This is a genomic window from Pseudomonas sp. MDT1-17, assembly GCF_054898105.1.
The window spans coordinates 278,952-301,491 of sequence record NZ_JBUBVM010000001.1; the positions used below are offsets into that span (position 1 = coordinate 278,952).

The window sequence follows — 22,540 nt, forward strand, 5'->3', positions numbered from 1 at the left end:
TATGACAATTAGATGAAAGGCCAGTATTCGGCTTTTTTGCAGGATATTTCGCGTCGCTCCATTCGCGAGCAGGCTCGCTCCCACAAGGAAATGCATTCCAATGTGGGAGCGAGCCTGCTCGCGAAGGGGTCAGTGCAGTCGATGAAATAATTCGGCTTAGCGACCCTTCTTCCAGAGATAAGCACCCACCAGAATCCCCACACCACAAATAATCGCCACATAGTAGGCAGGCCCCATCGGGCTTTCCTTGAGCAACAGGGTCACGACCATCGGGGTCAATCCGCCGAAGATGGCGTAAGCCAGGTTGTACGAAAACGACAACCCGCTGAAACGCACCACCGCCGGGAAGGCTTTGACCATCACGTACGGCACTGCACCGATGGTGCCGACCAGCAAGCCAGTCAAGGCGTACATCGGGAACAGCCAGTCAGGGTGGTTGAACAGGCTGTGGTAGAAAGTCCACGAACTAATCAACAACGCAGCACTGCCAAACACGAATACCCGACCCGCACCAAATCGGTCAGCCAGTGCACCGGAAGCCACGCAACCAAAGCTCAGGAACACAATCGCCAGGCTATTGGCCTGCAACGCGGTAGTCGGTGCGAAGTGGTAAACCGTCTGCAGCACGGTCGGGGTCATCAGAATGACCACGATGATGCCGGCGGACAGCAGCCAGGTCAGCAGCATGGAAATCAGGATTGCCCCGCGATGGTCACGCAACACGGCACGCAGCGGCACTTCTTCAGCCAAGGCCTTGCGCAGTTGCAGCTCGGCAAACACCGGCGTCTCGTGCAACCAGCGGCGCAGGTAAACCGAGAACAGGCCGAACACGCCACCCAGCAGGAACGGAATCCGCCAGGCGTAATCCGACACTTCCACCGGGGTGTAAATGCTGTTGATCGCGGTGGCGACCAGCGACCCCAGCAGGATGCCTGCCGTCAGACCGCTGGTCAGGGTGCCGCAGGCGTAGCCGATATGACGCTGTGGAACGTGTTCGGAAACGAAAACCCACGCGCCCGGCACTTCACCGCCAATCGCCGCGCCCTGAATCACCCGCATCAGCAGCAACAGGATCGGCGCCCACATGCCGATCTGCGCGTAAGTCGGCAGCAAACCCATGATCAGGGTCGGCACCGCCATCATGAAAATGCTCAGGGTGAACATCTTCTTGCGTCCTAGCAGGTCGCCGAAGTGCGCCATGACGATGCCGCCCAGTGGCCGCGCCAGGTAGCCGGCGGCAAAGATCCCGAAGGTCTGCATCAAGCGCAGCCACTCGGGCATGTCGGCCGGGAAGAACAGCTTGCCCACCACGGTGGCGAAGAACACGAAAATAATGAAGTCGTAAAACTCCAGCGCGCCGCCCAGGGCGGACAGCGATAAAGTCTTGTAGTCGTTGCGGGTCAGCGGACGTGCGGACTGAGTAGGCTGCGCGATGCTTGAGGGCGCGGTGGTCATGGCAAGGCTTCTCTTATAGTCGGATCTGCAACCCCAACAACGCTGGCGGAGGCTTGGGCAGGTCCGGCACGATAACAAATTGTTCGAAAAAGCACATAGAGGTGCGTAATTGACGGTCAAAATGAGAACCGGACGGTCGTCTCGGAGTCTACCGACCGATATACTCGCAAACCTGCACCTGCTTGTAAGGGGTTGCTGTGCGAAAACGTCGTTGGCACCCGTCAGCCGATTTCGCAGAGTTTCCCTTTAGGCGCCTTACGAAAAACGTGACGAACGTAGTATGTTCGGGGCTGAATCGTTTTTCCAAGACGGCTATTCACCCGCTACCTATATGAAGAGTCACGGGTCAGAGGCACCCCCGGCATGATAGAGCTCGAACAAGAAGATCCAATCCCGCAAGGCGACCTTGCCCTGCAAATTACCGCGCTCCCTCGCGAAACCAACGGCTTTGGCGATATTTTCGGCGGCTGGCTGGTAGCGCAAATGGATTTGGCCGGCACCGCAATGGCCAGCAAAGTCGCGGGCGGGCGCGTGGCCACTGTTGCAATCGACCGTATGGCGTTTCTGGTTCCGGTAGCGGTGGGCGCTCAGCTCTCCTTCTATACCCAGGCGCTGGAAATCGGCCGCAGCTCGATTCAGATGATGGTCGAAGTCTGGAGTGACGATCCGCTGTCCAGCGAGTGGCGTAAAGTGACTGAAGCCGTGTTTGTGTTCGTCGCCATCGATGGCAGCGGCCGCACCCGTTCGGTTCCGCCACGAGCTCGTTAAACACTGCGACCTTTCAGCGGTCCATTGCAGTCATTGTTCCTGATCGAGAATTGCCCCATGAGCACGCCCAACGTTGAAGCCGTGAAACTGGATGAACTGAACTGCTGGCGCATCCGCCACGGTCAGGCCGAATTGCTGGTCGCCCAGCAAGGCGCGCACATCCTCAGTTATCAATTGGCCGGGCAACCGCCGCTGATCTGGCTCAACGACGAGGCGGTGTTCAAGACTGGCAAGAGCATCCGCGCCGGGGTTCCAGTGTGCTGGCCGTGGTTTGGTAACCTGCCGCGCAACCCGCAAAGCGTTCAGGCGATGCGCGTCAGCAATGAACCGCCGACCGCCCACGGGCTGGTAAGGGCGATGGACTGGGAATTGGGTGGCATTGAAACCGAGGGCGAAAGCCTCAAAGTGGAATTTATCCTGCCCTACCCTGACGGCGGCTTGCCAGGCTGGCCGCATCAGGTGGATTTGAAGCTGAGCATTCGTCTGGATGAGCAGCTGCACATCAGCCTGACCAGCCACAACCAAGGCACTGACAACGTCACCATCAGCCAGGCGCTGCACAGCTATTTCGCGGTCAGCGATGTACGCAATGTGCATGTCGAAGGGTTGGATGGCTTGAGTTACATCGAAACACTGGACGACTGGAAAACCGCCACTCAGACCGGCAACCTGCATTTCGCTGGCGAAACCGATCGCATCTACCTCAATACCCCGGCGAAGCTGAGCATTGTCGATCCGGCCTGGGAGCGGCGCATCGAGTTGACCAGCAGCGGTTCACGCTCGGCAGTGATCTGGAATCCGTGGATTGATCGCGCTGCGGCGTTCAGTGACATGGCGGACGATGGCTGGCAGCGGATGCTGTGCATTGAAACGGCGAATGTGATGGACGATGTGGTGACATTGGCGCCGGGTGCGAGCCATACCCTTGGTGTGAGCATCGCCAGCAAGCTTTTATAAGCAACACCAAAACCAATGTGGGAGCGAGCCTGCTCGCGATGACGGCTTAACAGTCAATATTGATGTTGGATGTTATGGCCTCATCGCGAGCAGGCTCGCTCCCACAGTTTTGAATTTCTACAGATCCGACTCTTCCACCACCCGCACCTTCGCCGCATCCAGCGCATACGCCGCATCGGCCAGGTCATTGTTGACCTTCTCGATCTTCAGCGTGCCGGTCACCCACAGCGGCGTGTAGATATCATCCAGCTTCAAGCCTTTCGGATAACGCACCAGCACCAATTGATTAGGCGGTGGTGGCGGCACGTGGATGCAGGCGCCCGGATACGGCACGAGGAAGAACAGCGTGCTGCGGCCCTTGGCGTCGGACTCCAGCGGCACCGGATATCCGCCGATACGGATGTTCTTGTCGTTCATCGACGGCACGGTTTTGGTTGAGTACATCACCGCCGGCAAGCCCTTGCTCTGCTTCATGCCACCCTTCTCAGTAAAGGTGCCATTGGCCTCGGGGGAGTTGTGGTCGATTTCGGGCATGACTTCGAGGGCTTTCTGGTCCGACTTGGGCATCAATTCGAGCCAGTCGGTCTCCGGCAGTTCGCCAGCTTGGGCAAGGCCCGTGCCCAGTAAAAGGAAAGTCAGTAAAAGACGGCGCATGGAGGTGCTCGGCAAAGGAGAGGACAGTGCAACGCCGAGCATTCTAGCCCTCCCGGCTTGCGCAGCAGAGAGGGCTTTGTCGCTTAAATCAGTTCCTTTTGATCAAGCCGTAGATCACCAGCAAGATCACGGCGCCCACCAGCGCACCCAGGAAGCCTGCGCCTTCGCCGGCCCGATAGAAGCCCAGAGCCTGGCCGCCATAAGTGGCCGCCAGCGAACCGCCGATACCGAGCAAGATGGTCATGATCCAGCCCATGCTGTCATCGCCCGGTTTCAGGAACCGAGCCAGCAAGCCGACGATCAAGCCGATAAAGATGGTTCCAATAATTCCCATGGCATTCCCCTCTGATTGAATGGCTGTGTCCTGTCTCACCAATACGTTCCTCTTTTGATGAGTGGCTGTTGTCGTCAATCAAGGCACCGCGACGAGTCATAGCCCGCTATGGCGAGGAGCGGCAACGCAGCATGACGGCAACAGGCGCCGTCAAAAAGGAACAGTATTGGTGAGACAGGACACCTTGACGAAGCCTAGTCAGACTTTCGCATCCTGCCATGAGAGAACGGCGGCACCTGAATGGTTCCGCCGCTGCCACATGAAACTATTCGGCGATGAGCGCTTCGACCTTGAGGATCTGTGCAGCCAGCGTCTCGCAGTCTGCACAACGCAGATTGGCGTGACCGACCTTGCGACCGACCTTGAACGCCTTGCCATAGTGATGCAGATGGCAATCGGCAATGGCCAGGACTTGTTCGGTGTCCGGCACTTTACCGATGAAGTTGATCATTGCGCTTTCACCGACCTTGGCCGTCGAACCCAGTGGCAGACCGGCAACGGCCCGCAGGTGGTTTTCGAACTGGCTGCACTCGGCGCCTTCAGTAGTCCAGTGACCCGAGTTGTGAACCCGCGGGGCAATCTCGTTGGCCTTGAGGCCACCGTCGACTTCAAAGAACTCGAACGCCATCACGCCGACGTAATTCAGCTGCTTGAGCACGCGGCTGGAATAGTCTTCGGCCAGTGCTTGCAGTGGATGGTCGGTGCTGGCCACGGACAGCTTGAGGATGCCGCTGTCGTGGGTGTTGTGAACCAGCGGATAAAACCTGGTCTCACCATCGCGAGCGCGCACGGCAATCAACGAGACTTCGCCGGTGAACGGCACGAAACCTTCGAGCAGGCAGGCCACGCTGCCCAATTCGGCGAAGGTGCCAGCCACGTCTTCAGGTTTACGCAGGACTTTCTGACCCTTGCCGTCATAACCCAGGGTGCGGGTTTTAAGCACGGCCGGCAGACCGATGGAAGCAACCGCACCCTCCAGATCGGCTTGCGATTGAATGTCGGCAAACGCCGGGGTGGGAATCCCCAGGTCCTTGAACATGCTTTTTTCGAACCAACGATCACGGGCAATGCGCAGGGCTTCGGCACTTGGGTAGACCGGGACGAATTGCGACAGGAAGGCCACGGTTTCGGCCGGAACGCTCTCGAACTCGAAAGTCACCAGATCGACTTCATCGGCCAGCTGACGCAGGTGATCCTGATCGCCGTAATCGGCCCGCAGGTGTTCGCCCAACGCGGCTGCGCAAGCATCCGGTGCGGGGTCCAGGAAAGCGAAGTTCATGCCCAGCGGAGTGCCCGCCAGCGCCAACATGCGACCCAACTGGCCGCCACCGATTACACCGATCTTCATCGTCAACAACCTCAGGCGATGCGTGGGTCTGGATTGTCCAGGACGCTGTCTGTCTGCTCAGCACGGAAAGTTTTCAGCACCGTGTGGAACTGCGGGTGCTTGGCGCCGAGGATACTCGCCGAGAGCAGCGCTGCGTTGATCGCGCCAGCCTTGCCGATGGCCAGGGTGGCGACGGGAATGCCCGCGGGCATCTGCACGATAGACAGCAGCGAATCGACGCCCGAGAGCATCGACGACTGCACCGGCACGCCCAGCACCGGCAGGTGGGTCTTGGCCGCACACATGCCTGGCAAGTGGGCCGCGCCGCCGGCACCGGCGATGATCACCTCGATGCCACGCGCCTCAGCCTCTTCGGCGTACTGGAAGAGCAGGTCCGGGGTGCGGTGGGCAGAAACCACCTTCACCTCGTAAGGGATGCCGAGCTTTTCCAGCATATCGGCGGTGTGGCTAAGGGTGGACCAATCGGACTTGGAGCCCATGATCACGCCAACCAGTGCACTCATCGTCGTGCCTCTTCTCTCTGGGCGCCCTCAGGCGCGTCAAAAAACAACAAACCACGCAAAATGCGTGGCTTGATTGTACGAATTATGGCCGGACGAGCCGGCCAAAGGCCGCGCAGTATACCTCAATGAGGCAGATAAACAGCCCCCGTTACGACCAACTGTCGCTTCATTGATTTCAGCCGAAACCAGTGATTTTATTGACTCTGAAGTCAGCGCACATAGCGCCTGATTCTTTCTTCCAAAATACAACATCACACGCTCTGAAACATAACAACCCAATACAAGTTAGTTGATAAGCCTTATTAATATTCAGGCTGCGCTTACAACCGCAACCCCCAAAAAAAATATTAATTAATTGAGCTTCCATATGCCAAGACTCTACAAACTCGCACTGACTTTGCTATTAACTGCACTCGTCAATCAAACCGTCCAAGCAACTGTCGTAAAGGACGAAACACCATGGCCACTCGCCCAATCTTTTGGTTCAAAAACCCTGAGTGTCATTCCTGTAGAAAAAAGACCAATATTCATTTTCGCCTTCATACATGATGATGTTCCTGAATCAAAAATCCCTTCAATCTATCCGGACCATTTTCTCCCTGTCATAAAGGAGATCAGGAGTACGATGGGACGTGATGTATCAGTCATATTTATCCGCAACGCTCCACCCTACACAAACTATGCGTACAGAGGAAAAAATCAGGCGTCCTATGATGGATGGAAAGATCTTGGAATCAACTACCGTGAGACCAATAACCTTCCTGTTGGCCGAACCACGAAATTCATGCTGCTCACCAAAGAGTGGATGAATAGTGAAACGCTTGGCCTGGCAGGGATGGGGCAACAGTTCGCGCTCGCTACGTTAAACTCCAAACAAATTGTCGGGCATGAACTTGGCCATATGCTTGATGCGGAGCATGAGTTCTCCGAAGTTAGATATAACGGATGGTGGTGTGAAACTTTCATGGCAGCCAAAGTCAATCCTTTGCTCTCCAACTGCTATGTCTTTACCGACCCTAATCGCGCACGGATAAGCAACTACCTGAGTCGTGTTCCATAACCACTACACAAGCAGGAAGATGCGCCCCGTTCTTCAAGTGTTGCCCGCCGCGCCACCTTCGAGCTTGCGCCACAACAACCGCACATTCGCCTTGCGCACCAGCGCACAGCGATACAAGCGAATCTCCAGCGGCACATGCCATTGCGGGCCGCCGCAGACCACCAATTCACCGCGCGCCAGTTCGGCGCGCACGCTGAGCTGCGGCACCCAGGCGATGCCCAGCCCTTCAAGCGCCATGCTTTTCAGGCTGTCGGCCATGGCGGTCTCATAGATAGTGGTGAAGCGCAACGCACGTTGGCGCAGCAGCATGTTTACCGAACGCCCGAGAAACGCCCCGGCGCTATAAGCGAGCAACGGCACACTGCCTTCACCTTCCAGATCGAACAGTGGCTTGCCTTCCGCATCCGCGGCGCAGACCGGGAGCATCTCGGTATGGCCGAGGTGCAGTGACGGGAAGATTTCCGGGTCCATCTGCATAGCGGCGTCGGGGTCATAAAACGCCAACATCAAGTCACAACCGCCTTCACGCAGCGCATGCACCGCGTCGCCGACGTTGGTCGCCACCAATCGCGTGGCAATGTTCAGACCTTCGTTGCGCAATTGCGCGATCCACCGCGGAAAGAAACCCAACGCCAACGAATGAGCGGCCGCAACCTGCATCACCTCGCCCTGCCCGCCTTCCAGGTGATGGAGATGACGCAACACTTCACCGAGCTGCTCGACCACCGTCCGCGCGGTGACCAGAAACAGCTGCCCCGCCGCCGTCAGCTCGATCGGTGTGCGCGAGCGATTGACCAGTTGCAGCCCCAACGCAGATTCGAGGCTGCGGATCCGCCGACTGAACGCCGGCTGCGTCACGAAGCGTCTTTCGGCAGCCTGGGAGAAGCTGCGGGTGGCAGCCAGAGCACTAAAGTCCTCAAGCCATTTACTTTCAAGGTTCATTACGGCCTCCCGGACACGCACCAATTTAGGTCACACGCTCGCCACAGACACGGCGTCACACCGGCATTATGCCGAATGTGCATAGGCTAGTGTTTAACAGCATTGGCCCAAAATTCTCCACAAGCCTAGCATTTGCAGTGTTCCGGCACAGACCGGGTCCCTATCGAGATGATTTCTATCATGTCCTCCGCTGCATCTTTCCGCACAGAAAAAGACCTGCTTGGCGTACTCGAAGTACCTGCTCAAGCGTATTACGGCATCCAGACCCTGCGAGCGGTGAATAACTTCCGTCTCTCCGGCGTTCCGATTTCGCATTACCCGAAGCTGGTTGTCGGCCTGGCGATGGTCAAACAGGCCGCCGCTGACGCCAACCGCGAACTGGGTCACCTGAGTGAAGCCAAGCACGCTGCCATCAGCGAAGCCTGTGCACGTTTGATCCGCGGCGATTTCCACGAAGAGTTCGTGGTGGACATGATTCAGGGCGGCGCTGGCACTTCAACCAACATGAATGCCAACGAAGTCATCGCCAACATCGCGCTGGAGGCCATGGGTCACCAGAAGGGCGAATACCAATACCTGCACCCGAACAACGACGTGAACATGGCGCAGTCGACCAACGATGCCTACCCGACCGCGATTCGTCTGGGTCTGCTGTTGGGTCACGACGCGTTGCTGGCCAGCCTCGACAGCCTGATCCAGGCGTTCGCCGCCAAAGGTGTAGAGTTCAGCCACGTATTGAAGATGGGTCGTACCCAGCTGCAAGACGCCGTGCCGATGACCCTGGGTCAAGAATTCCGTGCCTTCGCCACCACGCTGGGCGAAGACCTGGCGCGTCTGAAGACACTGGCTCCTGAGCTGCTGACCGAAGTGAACCTGGGCGGCACCGCGATTGGCACCGGCATCAACGCCGACCCCCGCTACCAACTCCTGGCCGTTCAGCGTCTGGCTCTGATCAGCGGTCAACCGCTGGTTCCAGCCGCCGACCTGATCGAAGCCACCTCCGACATGGGCGCCTTCGTACTGTTCTCCGGCATGCTCAAGCGCACCGCGGTCAAGCTGTCGAAGATCTGCAACGACCTGCGCCTGTTGTCCAGCGGCCCACGCACCGGCATCAACGAAATCAACCTGCCGGCGCGTCAGCCTGGCAGCTCGATCATGCCCGGCAAGGTTAACCCGGTCATCCCGGAAGCTGTGAACCAGGTGGCGTTCCAGATCATCGGCAATGACCTGGCCCTGACCATCGCGGCCGAAGGTGGCCAGTTGCAACTGAACGTGATGGAGCCGCTGATCGCGTTCAAGATCTTCGACTCGATCCGCCTGCTGCAACGCGCCATGGACATGCTGCGTGAGCACTGCATCGTCGGCATCACTGCCAACGAAGAGCGCTGCCGCGAACTGGTCGAACACTCGATCGGTCTGGTCACTGCACTGAACCCGTACATCGGTTATGAAAACGCCACCCGCATCGCCCGTATCGCCCTCGAAAGCGGCCGCGGCGTGCTGGAACTGGTGCGCGAAGAAGGCTTGCTCGACGACGAAATGCTCGCCGACATCCTGCGCCCGGAAAACATGATTGCTCCGCGTCTGGTGCCTCTGAAGGCTTAACCGAACGCAATGCCGGCGCTTGCTCTTTTAACGAAGAGCACCAAGCGCCACGCTCACCAGGTCGAGGGACTAGACACCTCTCACCTTTTGAGGGCTTGGGGATTTATTCCCCAAGCCCTTTTTTTTAACTCATTTGCGGATACGAATATGTCTGGTACCGCAAAGATCGCAGCCTTCGGCAGCTCCTACAGGGTTTGACGTACACCTGTAGGAGCTGCCGAAGGCTGCGATCTTTTGATCTTGCAGCACCTCGCTTCGATCTTTGCACCACAACCGTGCAGACGGACGGCACGCTCATAGGTATAGTGCCGCCCCTCTTCGCGTGAGCGGTCGTCGGTAACGAGGCCCAAACCCATGCGAAACCCGAACTAATAACAACCCGCGATATGGACCGGGACGAACCTTCGCCTCACCTGTTGTGCCACGCGCAAACCGGTGTAACGCGATATTTCTGACCCTCCAGCATTTGCCTACACAAAAAACAGCGAGGAAAAATCCATGCTTGAAGTCATCAACGACTTCCTCTCAGGGAAAGTACTGATCGTGCTCATTGTCGGGCTCGGTAGCTACTTCACGATCCGCTCGCGTTTCGTTCAATTGCGCCACTTCTTCCACATGTTCGCGGTGTTCCGCGACAGCCTGAAAAGCAGCGCCGGTCAACTCAGTTCGTTCCAGGCCCTGATGCTCAGCCTCGCCGGCCGGGTCGGTGCAGGCAACATTGCCGGTGTCGGTATCGCCGTGACCCTGGGTGGTCCGGGCGCGGTGTTCTGGATGTGGGTGACCGCGTTGGTCGGCATGTCCAGCAGCTTCTTCGAATGCTCCCTCGGTCAGCTCTACAAGCGCTGCGACGCCGACGGCACATACCGTGGCGGCCCGTCCTATTACATCCAGCACGGCCTGCAGAAACGCTGGCTGGGCATGATCATGGCGTTCCTGCTGCTGATCACCTTCGGCTTCGCCTTCAACGGTCTGCAATCCCACGCCGTGACCCACTCGCTGAAAAACGCTTTCGACCTCGACCCCACTTACACGGGCCTGGCCCTGGCGGTGTTGCTGGGTCTGGTGTTCATCGGTGGTATCAAGCGGATCGCCAAGGTCGCTGACCTGTTGGTGCCAGTGAAAACCCTGGTGTACATCGGCGTGACCATCTACGTCATCGTGCTGCAGTTCGATCACGTTCCAGCGATGCTGATGACCATCGTCAAAAGCGCCTTCGGTCTCGACCAGGCCTTTGGCGGCCTGATCGGCAGCGCCATCGTCATGGGCGTGAAGCGCGGCGTGTTCGCCAACGAAGCAGGCCTGGGCAGTGCGCCGAACGTGGCCGCAGTGGCGTCGGTCGAGCACCCGGTGGCACAAGGCGTGGTTCAGGCGTTCAGCGTGTTCCTCGACACCTTCGTGATCTGCACCTGCACCGCGTTGCTGATCCTGCTCTCGGGCTTCTACACGCCAGGCTTCGAAGGCGACGGCATTGCCCTGACCCAGAACTCGCTGGCCGCCGTAGTCGGCGAATGGGGCCGGATGTTTATCTCCGTGGCGCTGGCGTTGTTCGTGTTCACCTCGATTCTCTACAACTACTACCTGGGCGAGAGCAACCTGCGCTTCCTGATCGGTGAAAACCGCAAGGCGCTGATCGGCTACCGCGCACTGGTGCTGGTGTTGATCTTCTGGGGTGCTATCGAAAACCTCGGCACGGTGTTCGCCTTCGCCGACATCACCATGACCCTGCTGGCGTTCGTGAACCTGATCGCGCTGTTCCTGCTGTTCAAAGTCGGCATGCGCATCCTGCGTGACTACGATGACCAGCGCGCAGCCGGCATCAAGACGCCCGTGTTCGATTCGAGCAAATTCCCGGACCTGGACCTGGACTTGAAAGCCTGGCCTGCCAATCCGCCAGCTGTCGCCCCTAAGGCCGAAGCTGAACCGCGAGGCGTACCCGCAGCGCAACGCTGATCAGTTAAAGTGCGCAATCCCATGTGGGAGCGAGCCTGCTCGCGAAAGCGGTGTGTCAGTCGACATCAATGTTGAATGATCAACCGCATTCGCGAGCAGGCTCGCTCCCACAAGGGAAGTCATTGTTTCGGAGAACCCTCATGAATTCCTCGACCTACCCTGCCGCCCGGCACGTCATGGTGCTCTACACCGGTGGCACCATAGGCATGCAGGCCAGCGCCAACGGCCTGACCCCGGCGTCGGGTTTCGAAGCGCGGATGCGCGAATATCTGCACAGCCAGCCTGACCTTGTCGTGCCGCAGTGGCGCTTTCGCGAGATGTCGCCGCTGATCGACAGCGCCAATATGAGCCCGGCTTACTGGCAGCAACTGCGTGAAGCGGTGGTTGACGCTGTCGATGTCCAGGGATGCGACAGCGTGCTGATCCTGCACGGCACCGACACCCTCGCCTACAGCGCCGCGGCCATGAGCTTTCAGTTGCTCGGCCTGCAGGCCCGCGTGGTGTTCACCGGTTCCATGCTGCCGGCGGGTGTAGCCGACAGCGATGCCTGGGAAAACCTCAGCGGCGCGCTGGTCGCTCTGGGCCTCGGCCTTGCGCCCGGCGTTCATCTGTACTTCCACGGCGAGCTGCTGGACCCGACTCGTTGCGCGAAGGTTCGCAGTTTCGGTCGTCATCCGTTCAAGCGACTGGAGCGTCAGGGTGGCGGCGTGAAAGCGACTTCGCTACCCGCGCAACTGAACTACAACCAGAACAAGCAACTGGCGAAAATCGCTGTGCTGCCGTTGTTTCCCGGCATTGGCGCCGAGCAACTTGATGGTGTGCTGAACAGCGGCATCCAGGGTTTGGTGCTGGAGTGCTACGGCAGCGGTACCGGGCCGAGCGATAACCCGGAATTTCTCGCCAGTCTTGAGCGCGCGCGGGACAAGGGTGTTGTGGTTGTGGCGGTTACGCAGTGCCATGAAGGCGGCGTTGAGCTGGATGTTTACGAGGCCGGTAGCCGGTTGCGCGGTTCAGGCGTGCTTTCGGGCGGCGGCATGACCCGTGAAGCGGCGTTCGGCAAGTTACATGGGTTGCTGGGTGCCGGGCTCGATACTGCTGAAGTGCGGCGCCTTGTAGAACTGGACCTGTGCGGCGAACTGAGCTGACCCAACACCAATCCCTGTGGGAGCGAGCCTGCTCGCGAAAGCGGTATGTCAGACAGATTAATGTTGGATGTGCCGACCTCTTCGCGAGCAGGCTCGCTCCCACTGGATCTTCACTGGGCACACAACTTGCTCCTTTTCCAGCATCCCAAGGCTGGAACACCCCATGCTCCACTCCCACCTCACCACCCTCAACGCCGTCTCTCTGGTGCTCAACGCCTTCAAGGCCGAAGGTCTGCCCAGCGAAGCACTGCTCGCGGGAAGCGGCATCAGCGCGGCGGATCTGAGCCGGGCGGACACGCGCATCACCACAAATCAGGAGATGCAGGTCTGCGCCAATGCCGTCGCCCTCAAACGCGATATCGGCCTGGAGCTGGGCCGGCGGATGCACGTTTCGTCCTACGGCATGCTCGGTTATGCGCTGCTCACCAGTGCCACCTTCGGTGACGCTTTACGTCTGGCGATACGCTATCCGGCGCTGTTAGGAACACTTTTCGAACTGAGCCTTGAAGATGACGGCGAGCGCATCTGGTTCGTCGCCGCCGATTACCGAGAGAATCCGGCGCTGGCGGTATTCAATGCCGAATTCTGTCTGGTGTCGCTGAAAGTCACCTGTGACGACCTGCTCGGCCATACGCTGCCGCTACTGGCTGCACGCTTTGAACACGCAGCGCCCGACTATCAGGCGACCTACGCCGAGCACTTCGACTGCCCGCTGCACTTCGCTGCGCGGGACAACGCCTTCGCCTTCGATAAACGCTGGCTCGACCAGCCGTTGCCGCTGGCCGACGTCATCACCCATCAGGCCATGACTGAACGCTGTCGCAAGCAGAACACCGAGTTCACTGGCCGCCAGGCCTGGCTGGGGCGGATTCGCCAGTTGCTCAGCGCACAATTGAATGCAGCGCCGGGGCTTGAGGGGTTGGCCGAGCAGATGAAGTGCTCGGCGCGGACCCTGCGTCGGCATCTCAAGGACCTGGGGTGCAGTTATCAGGAATTGCTGGATGAGCTGCGATTCGAACAGGCCAAGCAAATGCTGTGTGAAGACCAGATGCCGATCTACCGGATCGCCGAAGCGTTGGGCTTCAGCGAAACCGCGAGTTTCCGCCATGCGTTCGTCCGCTGGAGTGGCGTAGCGCCGAGCCAGTTCCGCCCTTAGCCGGGGCACCTTCGCGCCAATAAGGGGCGAATTTCGGTCAGATCTTTTGGCCATATCGATCCCCTTTTGGCCTTTCCTGCCGTTCTCCGAAACACCGCCTGCCCCAAGACTGTGTTCAACCGAATCAGCCTGCGGATAACAAGAAATGCTGACGATCTACTCGGACGATCACCACCTGCACCACGGCCGCTGTGAATTGATGGATGGGCAACTGATGCCCTGCTTCGAAATGCCCTCGCGGGCCGACCATGTGCTGCAACGCGTGCAATACCGCGACCTTGGCCCGGTCGAAGCACCCCAGGATTTCGGCCTCGACCCGATTGCGCGTATCCACAGCCGCGACTACCTCGACTTCTTCAAAGGTGCCTGGGCGCGCTGGACCGAATTCAATACCGACGGCGACTTGTTGCCCTACACCTGGCCGGCTCGCACGCTGCGCCGAATCATGCCCACCAGCCTGCATGGCCAACTTGGCTATTACAGCTTCGACGGCGGCGCACCGATTACCGCCGGCACCTGGCAAGCGGCGTACAGCGCGGCGCAAGTCGCGTTGACCGCTCAAGCCGTCATTCAACGCGGCGCCCGCAGTGCCTTCGCTTTATGCCGTCCACCGGGACATCACGCGGCCAGCGATTTGATGGGCGGTTATTGCTACCTCAACAACGCCGCCATCGCCGCTCAGGCCTTCCTCGACCAGGGCTACAAGAAGGTTGCGATCCTCGACGTCGACTACCACCACGGCAACGGTACGCAATCGATTTTCTATGAGCGCAGCGACGTGCTGTTCACCTCGATCCATGGTCACCCGGAAGCCGAGTTCCCGTTCTTCCTCGGCTATGAAGATGAGCTCGGTGAGGGGGCCGGCGAAGGTTTCAACTTCAACTACCCTTTGCCGGCCGGCAGCGGCTGGGCCAGTTGGAGCGCCGCGCTGGAACAAGCCTGCAAAGAGATCGAAAAATACGGCGCCGATATCGTTGTCGTCTCCCTGGGCGTCGATACGTTCAAGGACGATCCCATCTCCCAATTCAAGCTCGACAGTCCGGATTACCTGGCCATGGGCGCGCGCATCGCGGGCCTCGGCAAGCCAACGCTGTTCGTGATGGAAGGCGGCTACGCGGTTGAAGAAATCGGCATCAATGCCGTGAACGTTCTCGAAGGTTTTGAAAGCGCCCAATGAGGAATTAGAACAATGAACAGACTCAAGCGTTACATCGCACCGGTGCTATGCGCCACGGTGCTCGGTGGCACCGCCCACGCTGAAGAGCGAACGTTGCGCGTCTACAACTGGTTCGACTACATCACCCCCAAAGCGCTGGAAGACTTCAAGGCCCAGAACACCCAGACCAAACTGGTCTACGACATCTTCGACACCAACGAAGCGCTGGAGGCCAAGTTGCTGACCGGCAACTCCGGCTATGACGTGGTCGTACCGTCCAACGTATTCCTTGCCAAGCAGATCGAGGCCGGCGTTTTCCAGCCGCTTGATCGCAGCAAACTGCCGAACTGGAACCACCTCGATCCCAAGCTGATGAAGCTGATCGAAGCCAACGATCCGGGCAACAAATTTGCCGTGCCGTACATGTACGGGACCATCCTGATCGGCTTCAACCCGGACAAGATCAAAGCTGCATTGGGTGACAACGCACCGGTGGACAGCTGGGACCTGATCTTCAAGGAGGAGAACATCAGCAAGCTCAAGCAGTGCGGCGTGGCCCTGCTCGACTCGCCTTCGGAGATTCTGCCATTGGCCCTGCAACACCTCGGCCTGGACCCCAATAGCAAGAAGCCTGCGGACTACGAAAAGGCTGAAGCGCTGCTGATGAAGATTCGCCCGTACGTCACCTACTTCCATTCTTCGAAGTACATGGCCGACATCGCCAACGGTGACATCTGCGTCGCCGTCGGTTACTCCGGCAGCTTCGCCCAGGCCGCCAACCGCGCCAAGGAAGCCAAGAACGGCGTGATCGTCGACATGCGCCTGCCGAAAGAAGGCGCGCCGATCTGGTTCGACATGCTCTCGATCCCCAAAGGCGCGAAGAACCCGGAAGACGCCTACACCTTCATCAACTACTTGCTGCAGCCGCAGGTGATCGCGCCGGTCAGCGACTTCGTCGGCTACCCGAACCCGAACAAGGACGCCACGGAAATGGTCGACCCGGCAATCCGCAACAACCCGAACCTGTACCCGACCGAAACGGCGATGAGCACGCTGTACACCCTGCAACCGCTGCCCCGCGATGCCGAACGGGCGCGGACCCGGGCCTGGACCAAGATCAAGTCCGGGACCTGATTTCCAGCCAGCCGTTTTGAGACCCGCACCGTTGCGGGTCTTTTTTTGCCTGCAGTATTTATCTACCACCAGACGCCTGTAGCGACCCGATAACGTCACCTGATCCAGCGCTGCGATCAACAGCCGCACGCACGTTCAATCAGGAGACAACCATGCCCGAAACCACCGCCAAAAAAGCAGAAGGGATACTGACCGAACTGGTCACCGGCCCATCAATCAGCGAAGTCGCTGCGACTTTTCTGACGCCTGCGCTTACTACGCTGTACCCGAATCTGAAGATTGATCCTTCGCTCGCCACAGTCGTCACGCCGACCTGGGTCATTGCTGAAGATCGTGTCCTTTGCGACAACCCCTTATATGAGTCCCTCACCGATGTGCTGGTGCGCCTCGGACTTTCGGGATCGACCGTGACTTACATCGACGGCGAACACTTTCTGACCCTGCAACCCGGTGTAGAACCGGCGGTTCAACTCGCGGTGAAAATCGATGCGATCGGATGCCTGCTCAATACGCTTGCACCGTTGCTGTTCGGGGCCTGGCAACAACAGCAGCTTGAATACTGGAACCAGCAAACAAGCCCGTCGACGCCGCGCTGGCATCAGCTCTCACGAACACTGCAAAACATTTGGAATGTCGACGCATCAACGGACTGGAGCGAAGACGAAAAAGCCATAGCCCAAGCGGTGTTCAATCACCCGGACCGCGCAACACGGCTCGCTCAGGACAAGTACCTGACCAAAGCTTGTCTGATCGACATCGACCACGTGGAAGAGGCGGCGAATGAACATTCGCTGATTCTGGACACCGCTGTGCTCGTGGGTACGACGGGTACTCGTACCTTTGTACTCACGCACTCCATTGCCGAAGGGTTCAGGCGTTTTGATTCTATCGAGGCATTGGGTGACACCCTGCTTGCCCAGCAGAATTTGCAGTGGCGTCTGTATGAGCCCGACGGCGATTTCTTCCGTTATCAGGCCTGCGCGTTGATTGCGCTTGAAGTCGATGCCATCGGCGCATTGGACACATTTCAAGGCACGTCCCGGCCGGGTCATTCACCACATCCCAACTCTCCAGCAAAAAACCTCGCTGACCTCGACGCTCTGCCTGCGTACCGCTTCAGCAAGGTTCAGGGATTGTTGCCGGAATGGCTCAGATACGCTGCACCGGCGGACCTCACCCGGTACAGCCGGCATTTGATGGACATTGCCCGACTGCGTGAACAGGACGCCGGTAAAACCTTCCTGGACGATATTCCGGCACTGCCGGATTTTGCCGTGCAACGTCTGCGCGAGCAGATGATCAAAGACCATCCGACGGCCGCGACCCTGAATCTTGAAGACGTCGAAATCAGCATCACCAGCGTTGTCGTTCTTGGGACTTTCGTGGTGCCCGGCAGAACACAGACCCTCACGTTATCGCTGGTGGAGCTTGCACTGCAAAGCCTGATTGCCATGCCCTTGGGCAACAAGTCGGTGCACTACAAAAATGGCGAGGCCACACCGTCGTGGATGACGGCCGCGTACCTGGATAAGCTCGTGACGCAGGTGGACATTGGCGCCACTTACCCCGCGCTGATCAAGCGCAAACTGCTCACGAATCCGCAGGAAACATCGCGAAGGCAAAGACTCTATAGCCGACATCTGCGCCTTCAATTGCCGCTGCAGGCGCTGCAATTCAAGATCCGCGGCCAGGCCGGATTTGACGAGCGCGGGTATCGGTATGTCGTCGCGGCCATGCAGGTAAACCCGGTGGACCGCTTCGTCGACGGGCTGGAAATCATTATTCGCCCACTGGCGTTCATTACTGGGGATCGCACCGACAGCAAGGCCGATGAAGTCGCCAACATGTTTGTGATCGGGCCGCGACTCACCACACAGGGGCCTTGCGTGCTCTATCGGCCGCTACTCGACCACCCGCTAACGCAATTTCCGGGCGAGACGAATCTGCTGTATGCGATCAAGCACAACAAAGACCTTCGCCAGTCGATCCTGGCCTGGCTGCCGGACAGTGTGCGCTTCGACTACTCCCAGTACGTCTTCCCCGGCGAGCTGCCTTCGGTCTGGACCCTGACGCAATTACTGGTCGAGCCCTCCTCGGTTCTGGGCAAGATGGGAAGCGTGACGTTCAGCACGAAGGCGCTTGATGGAGAACCTGACGCAGCCTTGTTCAAAGCGAACGCCAACGCGATGGTGACGTTGGCTGACCGTCAATCGGTCTCCAATGCCGAAGCCCGATGGGCAACGCTCAAGCGAGGCGCGTGGATGCTGTTCAATATCGCACTGCCCTTTCTTGGCCGCACGGCCGGTACGGCTGCCTGGATCTGGCAGATCATGGACGACCTGCAGGAAGCGACCGACGCGAACGAAAATGATGTTAGCCAAGGTGTCTGGTCCGCCATGACCGACTTGCTGCTGACGCTTGGCATGGTGCTCGCCCATCAGGCTGCCGCTCGCAACAAGCCCTCTATGCGACAACTCGAAAAAACCGAAGCCGCACACCCTGCACCGAAGCCGCTGCCCACCCCGAAGCTGACCGTGACGCGCCTGCCCGATTGGCACGCAAGTCAACTGCCGGCGTCGCATGAAACCTCTCTGCACTCCCTCGGCGCTTTGACGCCCAACAGTCTGGGCGCCGTGCTTGATGAACTGAGCATCCCAGAACCCGGCGGCCTGACGGCGCCGTCGCTCGACGCGGGTGCCCACCAACATCTCAGTGGACTTAACCGCAAGTGGTACGCGAAGGTCGGCCAACGCTGGGTCGAAGTCATGCTGAACGAAAACGACGATGTGCAGATCATCGACTCACGACAAACACCTGTGGCTAAAGGCCCGCTGCTGATTCATTCCGCGAAGGGAGAATGGTTCATAGACACACGGCTTCGACTACGCGGTGGCGGTCGTCGAAAAGCCCTTGAGCGCGCAAACCAGCAGCGCAAGGAGGAGTTGAAGGGACAACTCAAAGCGTTTGATAGCCGCAAGTCTGACTTGAAAGCGGAACTGGAAACGGTGGAAAAAGCCGCCACCGATGCCAATCATCAATCTCTGATCGAAACACTGGATTCACAGCTGACCACTTACGGCACCTACATCGAACAACTCAAGACTTTCAATTCCCTTGAACCCATCCCCAACTATCGCCCGGTCATGGTCAGTTGCCTGGAGCTCCAGCTGTCACTGACAGAGAAATGGTTCATTCGGCAAAATCGCGCGTTCGGCGAACGTATGCGCCAGTCCCTTGCGCTGCTGGATCAGAACAAGGTCGAAAGTACACAGACGCCACGCCAGATTCATCAGCTCACGAGCGACCTGACACAGGGTTTTATCGACAAGATCGAATCTGCCCGGGCTCGAATCGACGAATTGACACGACTGGGTAAAGAAGCCAGCGAAGTGGCCCGTGAATTTGCCGCGCAATTACCGAAGTTCAAGTTGCAGGATCTGAAATTATTCCAGATCAGCATGGCTCAGGAATTGTGCCTGAATGAAAGCGGCCCGACCGATATGGCGTCGGCTCGGCAGGCAATGGAACGGCTTGTCGAAGATGCAGGCCTCACCATCCAGTCTTCTCTGGACCTGGCTGAAGACGGCGAGATTCTCCCGCTGCCTGAACGAATCGGCGGCTTGAGTGATCTGGTGGAGCAATTTGCGAACCTCGACCAGCGAATTGCCGATCTGCCGGAGGAATTTCCCGATCAATTGCTCACCCCGCCACTGGAACTCATGCGCGAGCGAATCAAGTCATTCAACGAGCCCACCGTGACGCAACTCGCAAACCTGTTGCATGAACGCAGGATGCTTGAACCGACGCCGAGGCCGTCCCGACCTGCGCCGATTCCCAAGCGCATTATCAAGACGCGCTTCAAAGGAACGGTCGTTGGCAGCCCCCGCCAGCGAGCGGCCGGTGACGAAGTTGATTTATTCGACGTGACATCGCCACTGACCGGTAAGGTTATCGCGACGTTTCACGAAAAAACGCCCGGTAACTGGCTCGAACATGTACCGCAACAGACTCAGGCGCCGCTGCCCGTACGCCTCAAACTCGACACCTGTATGCAGGAGGGCCAATCGTTATTCGATCAACTGCAGCCATTTACCCGTCGAACCGAGTCACACGCCAATCAGGCCGGACGGATTCCTGTGGAAATCGAGGAGATGTTCAATCAACAGGCCCGTCGGATGACAGAAGCGGCCAATGCGATCGACAAGGCTCTGACCGACATGAACGCCACCGACGGAGGGCCGGTTTCGGCCGCCCTTTTGGCGAAGCAGCTCAATGAAGGAGCGACCGGGCTTTACGAAAAGGGTCGCCTCACCCGAATCAGCATGATCAAACGACAACCACCGACCGCCGCCCGTGTTGAATGGCTGCAACGCGAAGGTCTGGTGGACATCGTCAAGACCCCGGGTCGAAACCGGCTCAAAGGACATAGAAAGGACTTTCTCGAGGAATATGAAATTCATGAGCGTGGCACCGGATCAGGCAGTGGAATCGGGAAGGCTGGCGACGGTAGTGGCGCTTTACTTTGGTACGCGCACTTTCATTACCCCAAGCTCGAAACACCTGCCGAGAGCTATACCGCGGCCCATCTGAAAACCGCATCACAACGTATGTTGGGGGGCGGTTTTGATCTGAAAACAGCCACGTCCAGCAACGAACTGATCGCGATCTATCGCAGTGAGATCAGCCCCCAACTGGCCAAGGCGCTGTTCTTGCCGACGTCAAAGCCTTCTTCCTCTAAATCCTGAGCAGCACACCCGGCTGAGAAACGTGGGGGTTTTTCAAAGGCGCCAGGTCTTTTCCAGTCGTCTCAATGCAGCGCTGATGTCAGCTTCGGGCACCGCCGCGAAACCCAGAACCAACCCGGCGCGCTCGTCCGCCGGTTTTTGCGAATCGGGCAACCAATAGCTGCTGAGCGCATTGATCTCGACATCGACACTGGCGGCTTTTTCCACCAGTTCGCGCTCGCGGGCCTGAGAGTCGACAGCAACCGTCAAGTGCAGTCCTGCGGCGACACTCGGCAGGTTGCCAACTCCGGGAATGTTCTTGGGCCAACCGGCCAACAACGTGTTACGTCGGCTCAGCGCAGCACGGCGCATGCGGCGAATGTGTCGCTGAAAGTGCCCGGCAGCCATGAATTCGGCCATGACTGCTTGAGTGCTCACCTCGGAATGCCGAACATCGACCGCTCGACGTTGAGAAAAAGCGTTCACCAGTGCCGGTGGCAAGACCAGATAACCCAGACGCAACGCCGGAAAGGCAACCTTGCCGAAAGTCCCTACGTACAGCACGCGCCCCTGCCGATCGAGTGCCGCCAGCGGCGCCAGTGGCGCGCCGCTGTAACGGTATTCGCCGTCATAGTCGTCTTCGACGATCCAGCCCTGGGTGCGTTCGGCCCAGGCCAGCAACTCCAGGCGTCGCGCCAGACTCATCACCACCCCGGTCGGGTATTGATGCGACGGTGTGACATACGCCAATCGGCAATCGTTAAGCCCGTTCAATTCGGTGCAGTCGATACCCTCGCTGTCCACCGCCACCCCGTGCAATCGCGCACCGGCCACAGCGAACGCATGACCGGCCGCCCGATACCCCGGATTTTCAATGGCCACCCCATCGCCCGGCTCGACCAGCAGCTGTGCACAAAGGCTAATCCCCTGCTGTGCGCCACTGGTGATCACTATTTGCTCAGCCGTGCACTGCATCCCTCGCGAACTGCGCAAATACGCGGCAATGAGTCCGCGCAGACGCTCATCGCCCGCCGGATCGCCGTAGCACAACTGCTGCAAGTCCGGTTTGCGCCAGAAAGCCGCATTCAGCTTGGCCCAGACGTCGAACGGAAACAGATCAAACGCCGGAACACCCACCCGAAATGCGCGGGGGGGACCACTCGGAGGCAAGGCTAAATGGTTCTTTTCAACGCGCCCCAGCGCACCGCTGTGGATAACTTTGCTGGATGAAACCACAGGTAAATCCAGCCAATTTGTGGATAAGGCTGTGGGTAACCCTGTTGACAACCCTGTGGATACTTTTGTGGATAGTTTTTTTACCGGCAACGCTGCTTGAGGCAATTGCGCGACATACGTCCCATCACCGACACGCCCTTCAATAAAGCCCTCGGCGTAGAGTTGATCGTAGGCACGGACCACGCTGTTTCGGGAAATTGACAACGCCGCCGCCAGATCGCGACTGGCGGGTAATCGCGTACCGCTGGCCAGCCTTCCGTCGAGCACTCGTACGCGTAGCGCTTGATAGAGCTGACGACTCAATCCCTGACGACGATCAAGTTCGATACCCGCGGGGTTGAATGACAAGGACAGTGGCTCGCTGGTCATGGCAATGGACCTATGAAATTGGTCGTTAATGGCTCTTACAACAG

Annotated in this window: 17 protein-coding genes; 10 read left to right on the top strand and 7 right to left on the bottom strand. The window is 58.6% G+C overall.

The window, feature by feature from the left end; translation table 11 throughout:
- Nucleotides 1-156: 156 nt before the first annotated feature.
- On the bottom strand, nt 157-1,455 hold the full coding sequence (locus ACYZTX_RS01165; RefSeq protein WP_462032604.1) for an MFS transporter: 1,299 nt from the start codon (nt 1,453-1,455) through the stop codon (nt 157-159).
- Nucleotides 1,456-1,818: 363 nt separating this feature from the next.
- On the opposite strand from ACYZTX_RS01165, the gene ACYZTX_RS01170 reads away from it, so the two are divergent.
- The gene (locus tag ACYZTX_RS01170; RefSeq protein WP_007896491.1) at nt 1,819-2,223 is read left to right on the top strand and encodes an acyl-CoA thioesterase; all 405 of its coding nucleotides are present in this window, start codon (nt 1,819-1,821) and stop codon (nt 2,221-2,223) included.
- A gap of 57 nt (nt 2,224-2,280) precedes the next feature.
- Nucleotides 2,281-3,180, top strand: coding sequence for a D-hexose-6-phosphate mutarotase (locus ACYZTX_RS01175; protein ID WP_462032605.1), 900 nt, complete (start codon nt 2,281-2,283; stop codon nt 3,178-3,180).
- A gap of 117 nt (nt 3,181-3,297) precedes the next feature.
- Here the strand turns inward: ACYZTX_RS01175 and ACYZTX_RS01180 are convergent, their stop codons facing one another.
- From ACYZTX_RS01180 to purE, 4 genes are all read right to left on the bottom strand, one after another.
- Nucleotides 3,298-3,834, bottom strand: a complete 537-nt coding sequence (locus tag ACYZTX_RS01180) for a DUF3299 domain-containing protein (RefSeq protein WP_462032606.1) — start codon at nt 3,832-3,834, stop codon at nt 3,298-3,300.
- Nucleotides 3,835-3,922: 88 nt separating this feature from the next.
- Complete coding sequence (locus ACYZTX_RS01185; protein ID WP_462032607.1) at nt 3,923-4,168, bottom strand: GlsB/YeaQ/YmgE family stress response membrane protein; 246 nt, start codon at nt 4,166-4,168, stop codon at nt 3,923-3,925.
- 265 nt (nt 4,169-4,433) lie between these two features.
- Nucleotides 4,434-5,516: a 5-(carboxyamino)imidazole ribonucleotide synthase gene (locus ACYZTX_RS01190; RefSeq protein WP_462032608.1), complete on the bottom strand. Its 1,083-nt coding sequence runs from the start codon at nt 5,514-5,516 to the stop codon at nt 4,434-4,436.
- A gap of 11 nt (nt 5,517-5,527) precedes the next feature.
- On the bottom strand, nt 5,528-6,019 hold the full coding sequence (gene purE / locus ACYZTX_RS01195) for a 5-(carboxyamino)imidazole ribonucleotide mutase (RefSeq protein ID WP_282376340.1): 492 nt from the start codon (nt 6,017-6,019) through the stop codon (nt 5,528-5,530).
- A 367-nt stretch (nt 6,020-6,386) separates the two neighbouring features.
- Here purE and ACYZTX_RS01200 point away from each other — a divergent pair, with 367 nt between their 5' ends.
- Nucleotides 6,387-7,079, top strand: coding sequence for a hypothetical protein (locus tag ACYZTX_RS01200; protein ID WP_462032609.1), 693 nt, complete (start codon nt 6,387-6,389; stop codon nt 7,077-7,079).
- A 33-nt stretch (nt 7,080-7,112) separates the two neighbouring features.
- Here ACYZTX_RS01200 and ACYZTX_RS01205 read toward each other — a convergent pair whose 3' ends face one another.
- Nucleotides 7,113-8,021, bottom strand: a complete 909-nt coding sequence (locus tag ACYZTX_RS01205) for a LysR substrate-binding domain-containing protein (protein WP_462032610.1) — start codon at nt 8,019-8,021, stop codon at nt 7,113-7,115.
- Nucleotides 8,022-8,201: 180 nt separating this feature from the next.
- Between ACYZTX_RS01205 and aspA the strand changes: the two genes are divergently transcribed.
- From aspA to ACYZTX_RS01240, 7 genes are all read left to right on the top strand, one after another.
- Nucleotides 8,202-9,626 (top strand): aspartate ammonia-lyase, encoded by a 1,425-nt coding sequence (gene aspA, locus ACYZTX_RS01210; RefSeq protein WP_403142790.1) that lies wholly within the window; start codon nt 8,202-8,204, stop codon nt 9,624-9,626.
- 498 nt (nt 9,627-10,124) lie between these two features.
- Nucleotides 10,125-11,576 carry an alanine/glycine:cation symporter family protein gene (locus ACYZTX_RS01215; protein ID WP_462032611.1) on the top strand — a complete coding sequence of 484 codons (1,452 nt, stop codon included), beginning with the start codon at nt 10,125-10,127 and terminating at the stop codon, nt 11,574-11,576.
- A 140-nt stretch (nt 11,577-11,716) separates the two neighbouring features.
- The gene (locus ACYZTX_RS01220; RefSeq protein WP_462032612.1) at nt 11,717-12,721 is read left to right on the top strand and encodes an asparaginase; all 1,005 of its coding nucleotides are present in this window, start codon (nt 11,717-11,719) and stop codon (nt 12,719-12,721) included.
- Nucleotides 12,722-12,884: 163 nt separating this feature from the next.
- On the top strand, nt 12,885-13,877 hold the full coding sequence (locus ACYZTX_RS01225) for an AraC family transcriptional regulator (protein ID WP_462032613.1): 993 nt from the start codon (nt 12,885-12,887) through the stop codon (nt 13,875-13,877).
- Between the two features lie 145 nt (nt 13,878-14,022).
- Nucleotides 14,023-15,054, top strand: a complete 1,032-nt coding sequence (locus ACYZTX_RS01230; protein ID WP_462032614.1) for a histone deacetylase family protein — start codon at nt 14,023-14,025, stop codon at nt 15,052-15,054.
- A 12-nt stretch (nt 15,055-15,066) separates the two neighbouring features.
- Entirely contained in the window at nt 15,067-16,167 is a 1,101-nt protein-coding gene (locus ACYZTX_RS01235; RefSeq protein ID WP_462032615.1) for a polyamine ABC transporter substrate-binding protein, read from the top strand.
- Between the two features lie 152 nt (nt 16,168-16,319).
- Nucleotides 16,320-20,912, top strand: coding sequence for a dermonecrotic toxin domain-containing protein (locus ACYZTX_RS01240; protein ID WP_462032616.1), 4,593 nt, complete (start codon nt 16,320-16,322; stop codon nt 20,910-20,912).
- A 33-nt stretch (nt 20,913-20,945) separates the two neighbouring features.
- Here the strand turns inward: ACYZTX_RS01240 and pdxR are convergent, their stop codons facing one another.
- Nucleotides 20,946-22,496: a MocR-like pyridoxine biosynthesis transcription factor PdxR gene (pdxR, locus tag ACYZTX_RS01245; RefSeq protein WP_462032617.1), complete on the bottom strand. Its 1,551-nt coding sequence runs from the start codon at nt 22,494-22,496 to the stop codon at nt 20,946-20,948.
- Nucleotides 22,497-22,540: the final 44 nt, after the last annotated feature.

What these genes read in the sequence shown, in the direction of transcription:
- ACYZTX_RS01165 (WP_462032604.1), bottom strand. Translation starts at nt 1,455, where the DNA reads ATGACCACCGCGCCCTCAAGCATCGCGCAGCCTACTCAGTCCGCACGT.
- ACYZTX_RS01170 (WP_007896491.1), top strand. Translation starts at nt 1,819, where the DNA reads ATGATAGAGCTCGAACAAGAAGATCCAATCCCGCAAGGCGACCTTGCC.
- ACYZTX_RS01175 (WP_462032605.1), top strand. Translation starts at nt 2,281, where the DNA reads ATGAGCACGCCCAACGTTGAAGCCGTGAAACTGGATGAACTGAACTGC.
- ACYZTX_RS01180 (WP_462032606.1), bottom strand. Translation starts at nt 3,834, where the DNA reads ATGCGCCGTCTTTTACTGACTTTCCTTTTACTGGGCACGGGCCTTGCC.
- ACYZTX_RS01185 (WP_462032607.1), bottom strand. Translation starts at nt 4,168, where the DNA reads ATGGGAATTATTGGAACCATCTTTATCGGCTTGATCGTCGGCTTGCTG.
- ACYZTX_RS01190 (WP_462032608.1), bottom strand. Translation starts at nt 5,516, where the DNA reads ATGAAGATCGGTGTAATCGGTGGCGGCCAGTTGGGTCGCATGTTGGCG.
- purE (WP_282376340.1), bottom strand. Translation starts at nt 6,019, where the DNA reads ATGAGTGCACTGGTTGGCGTGATCATGGGCTCCAAGTCCGATTGGTCC.
- ACYZTX_RS01200 (WP_462032609.1), top strand. Translation starts at nt 6,387, where the DNA reads ATGCCAAGACTCTACAAACTCGCACTGACTTTGCTATTAACTGCACTC.
- ACYZTX_RS01205 (WP_462032610.1), bottom strand. Translation starts at nt 8,021, where the DNA reads ATGAACCTTGAAAGTAAATGGCTTGAGGACTTTAGTGCTCTGGCTGCC.
- aspA (WP_403142790.1), top strand. Translation starts at nt 8,202, where the DNA reads ATGTCCTCCGCTGCATCTTTCCGCACAGAAAAAGACCTGCTTGGCGTA.
- ACYZTX_RS01215 (WP_462032611.1), top strand. Translation starts at nt 10,125, where the DNA reads ATGCTTGAAGTCATCAACGACTTCCTCTCAGGGAAAGTACTGATCGTG.
- ACYZTX_RS01220 (WP_462032612.1), top strand. Translation starts at nt 11,717, where the DNA reads ATGAATTCCTCGACCTACCCTGCCGCCCGGCACGTCATGGTGCTCTAC.
- ACYZTX_RS01225 (WP_462032613.1), top strand. Translation starts at nt 12,885, where the DNA reads ATGCTCCACTCCCACCTCACCACCCTCAACGCCGTCTCTCTGGTGCTC.
- ACYZTX_RS01230 (WP_462032614.1), top strand. Translation starts at nt 14,023, where the DNA reads ATGCTGACGATCTACTCGGACGATCACCACCTGCACCACGGCCGCTGT.
- ACYZTX_RS01235 (WP_462032615.1), top strand. Translation starts at nt 15,067, where the DNA reads ATGAACAGACTCAAGCGTTACATCGCACCGGTGCTATGCGCCACGGTG.
- ACYZTX_RS01240 (WP_462032616.1), top strand. Translation starts at nt 16,320, where the DNA reads ATGCCCGAAACCACCGCCAAAAAAGCAGAAGGGATACTGACCGAACTG.
- pdxR (WP_462032617.1), bottom strand. Translation starts at nt 22,496, where the DNA reads ATGACCAGCGAGCCACTGTCCTTGTCATTCAACCCCGCGGGTATCGAA.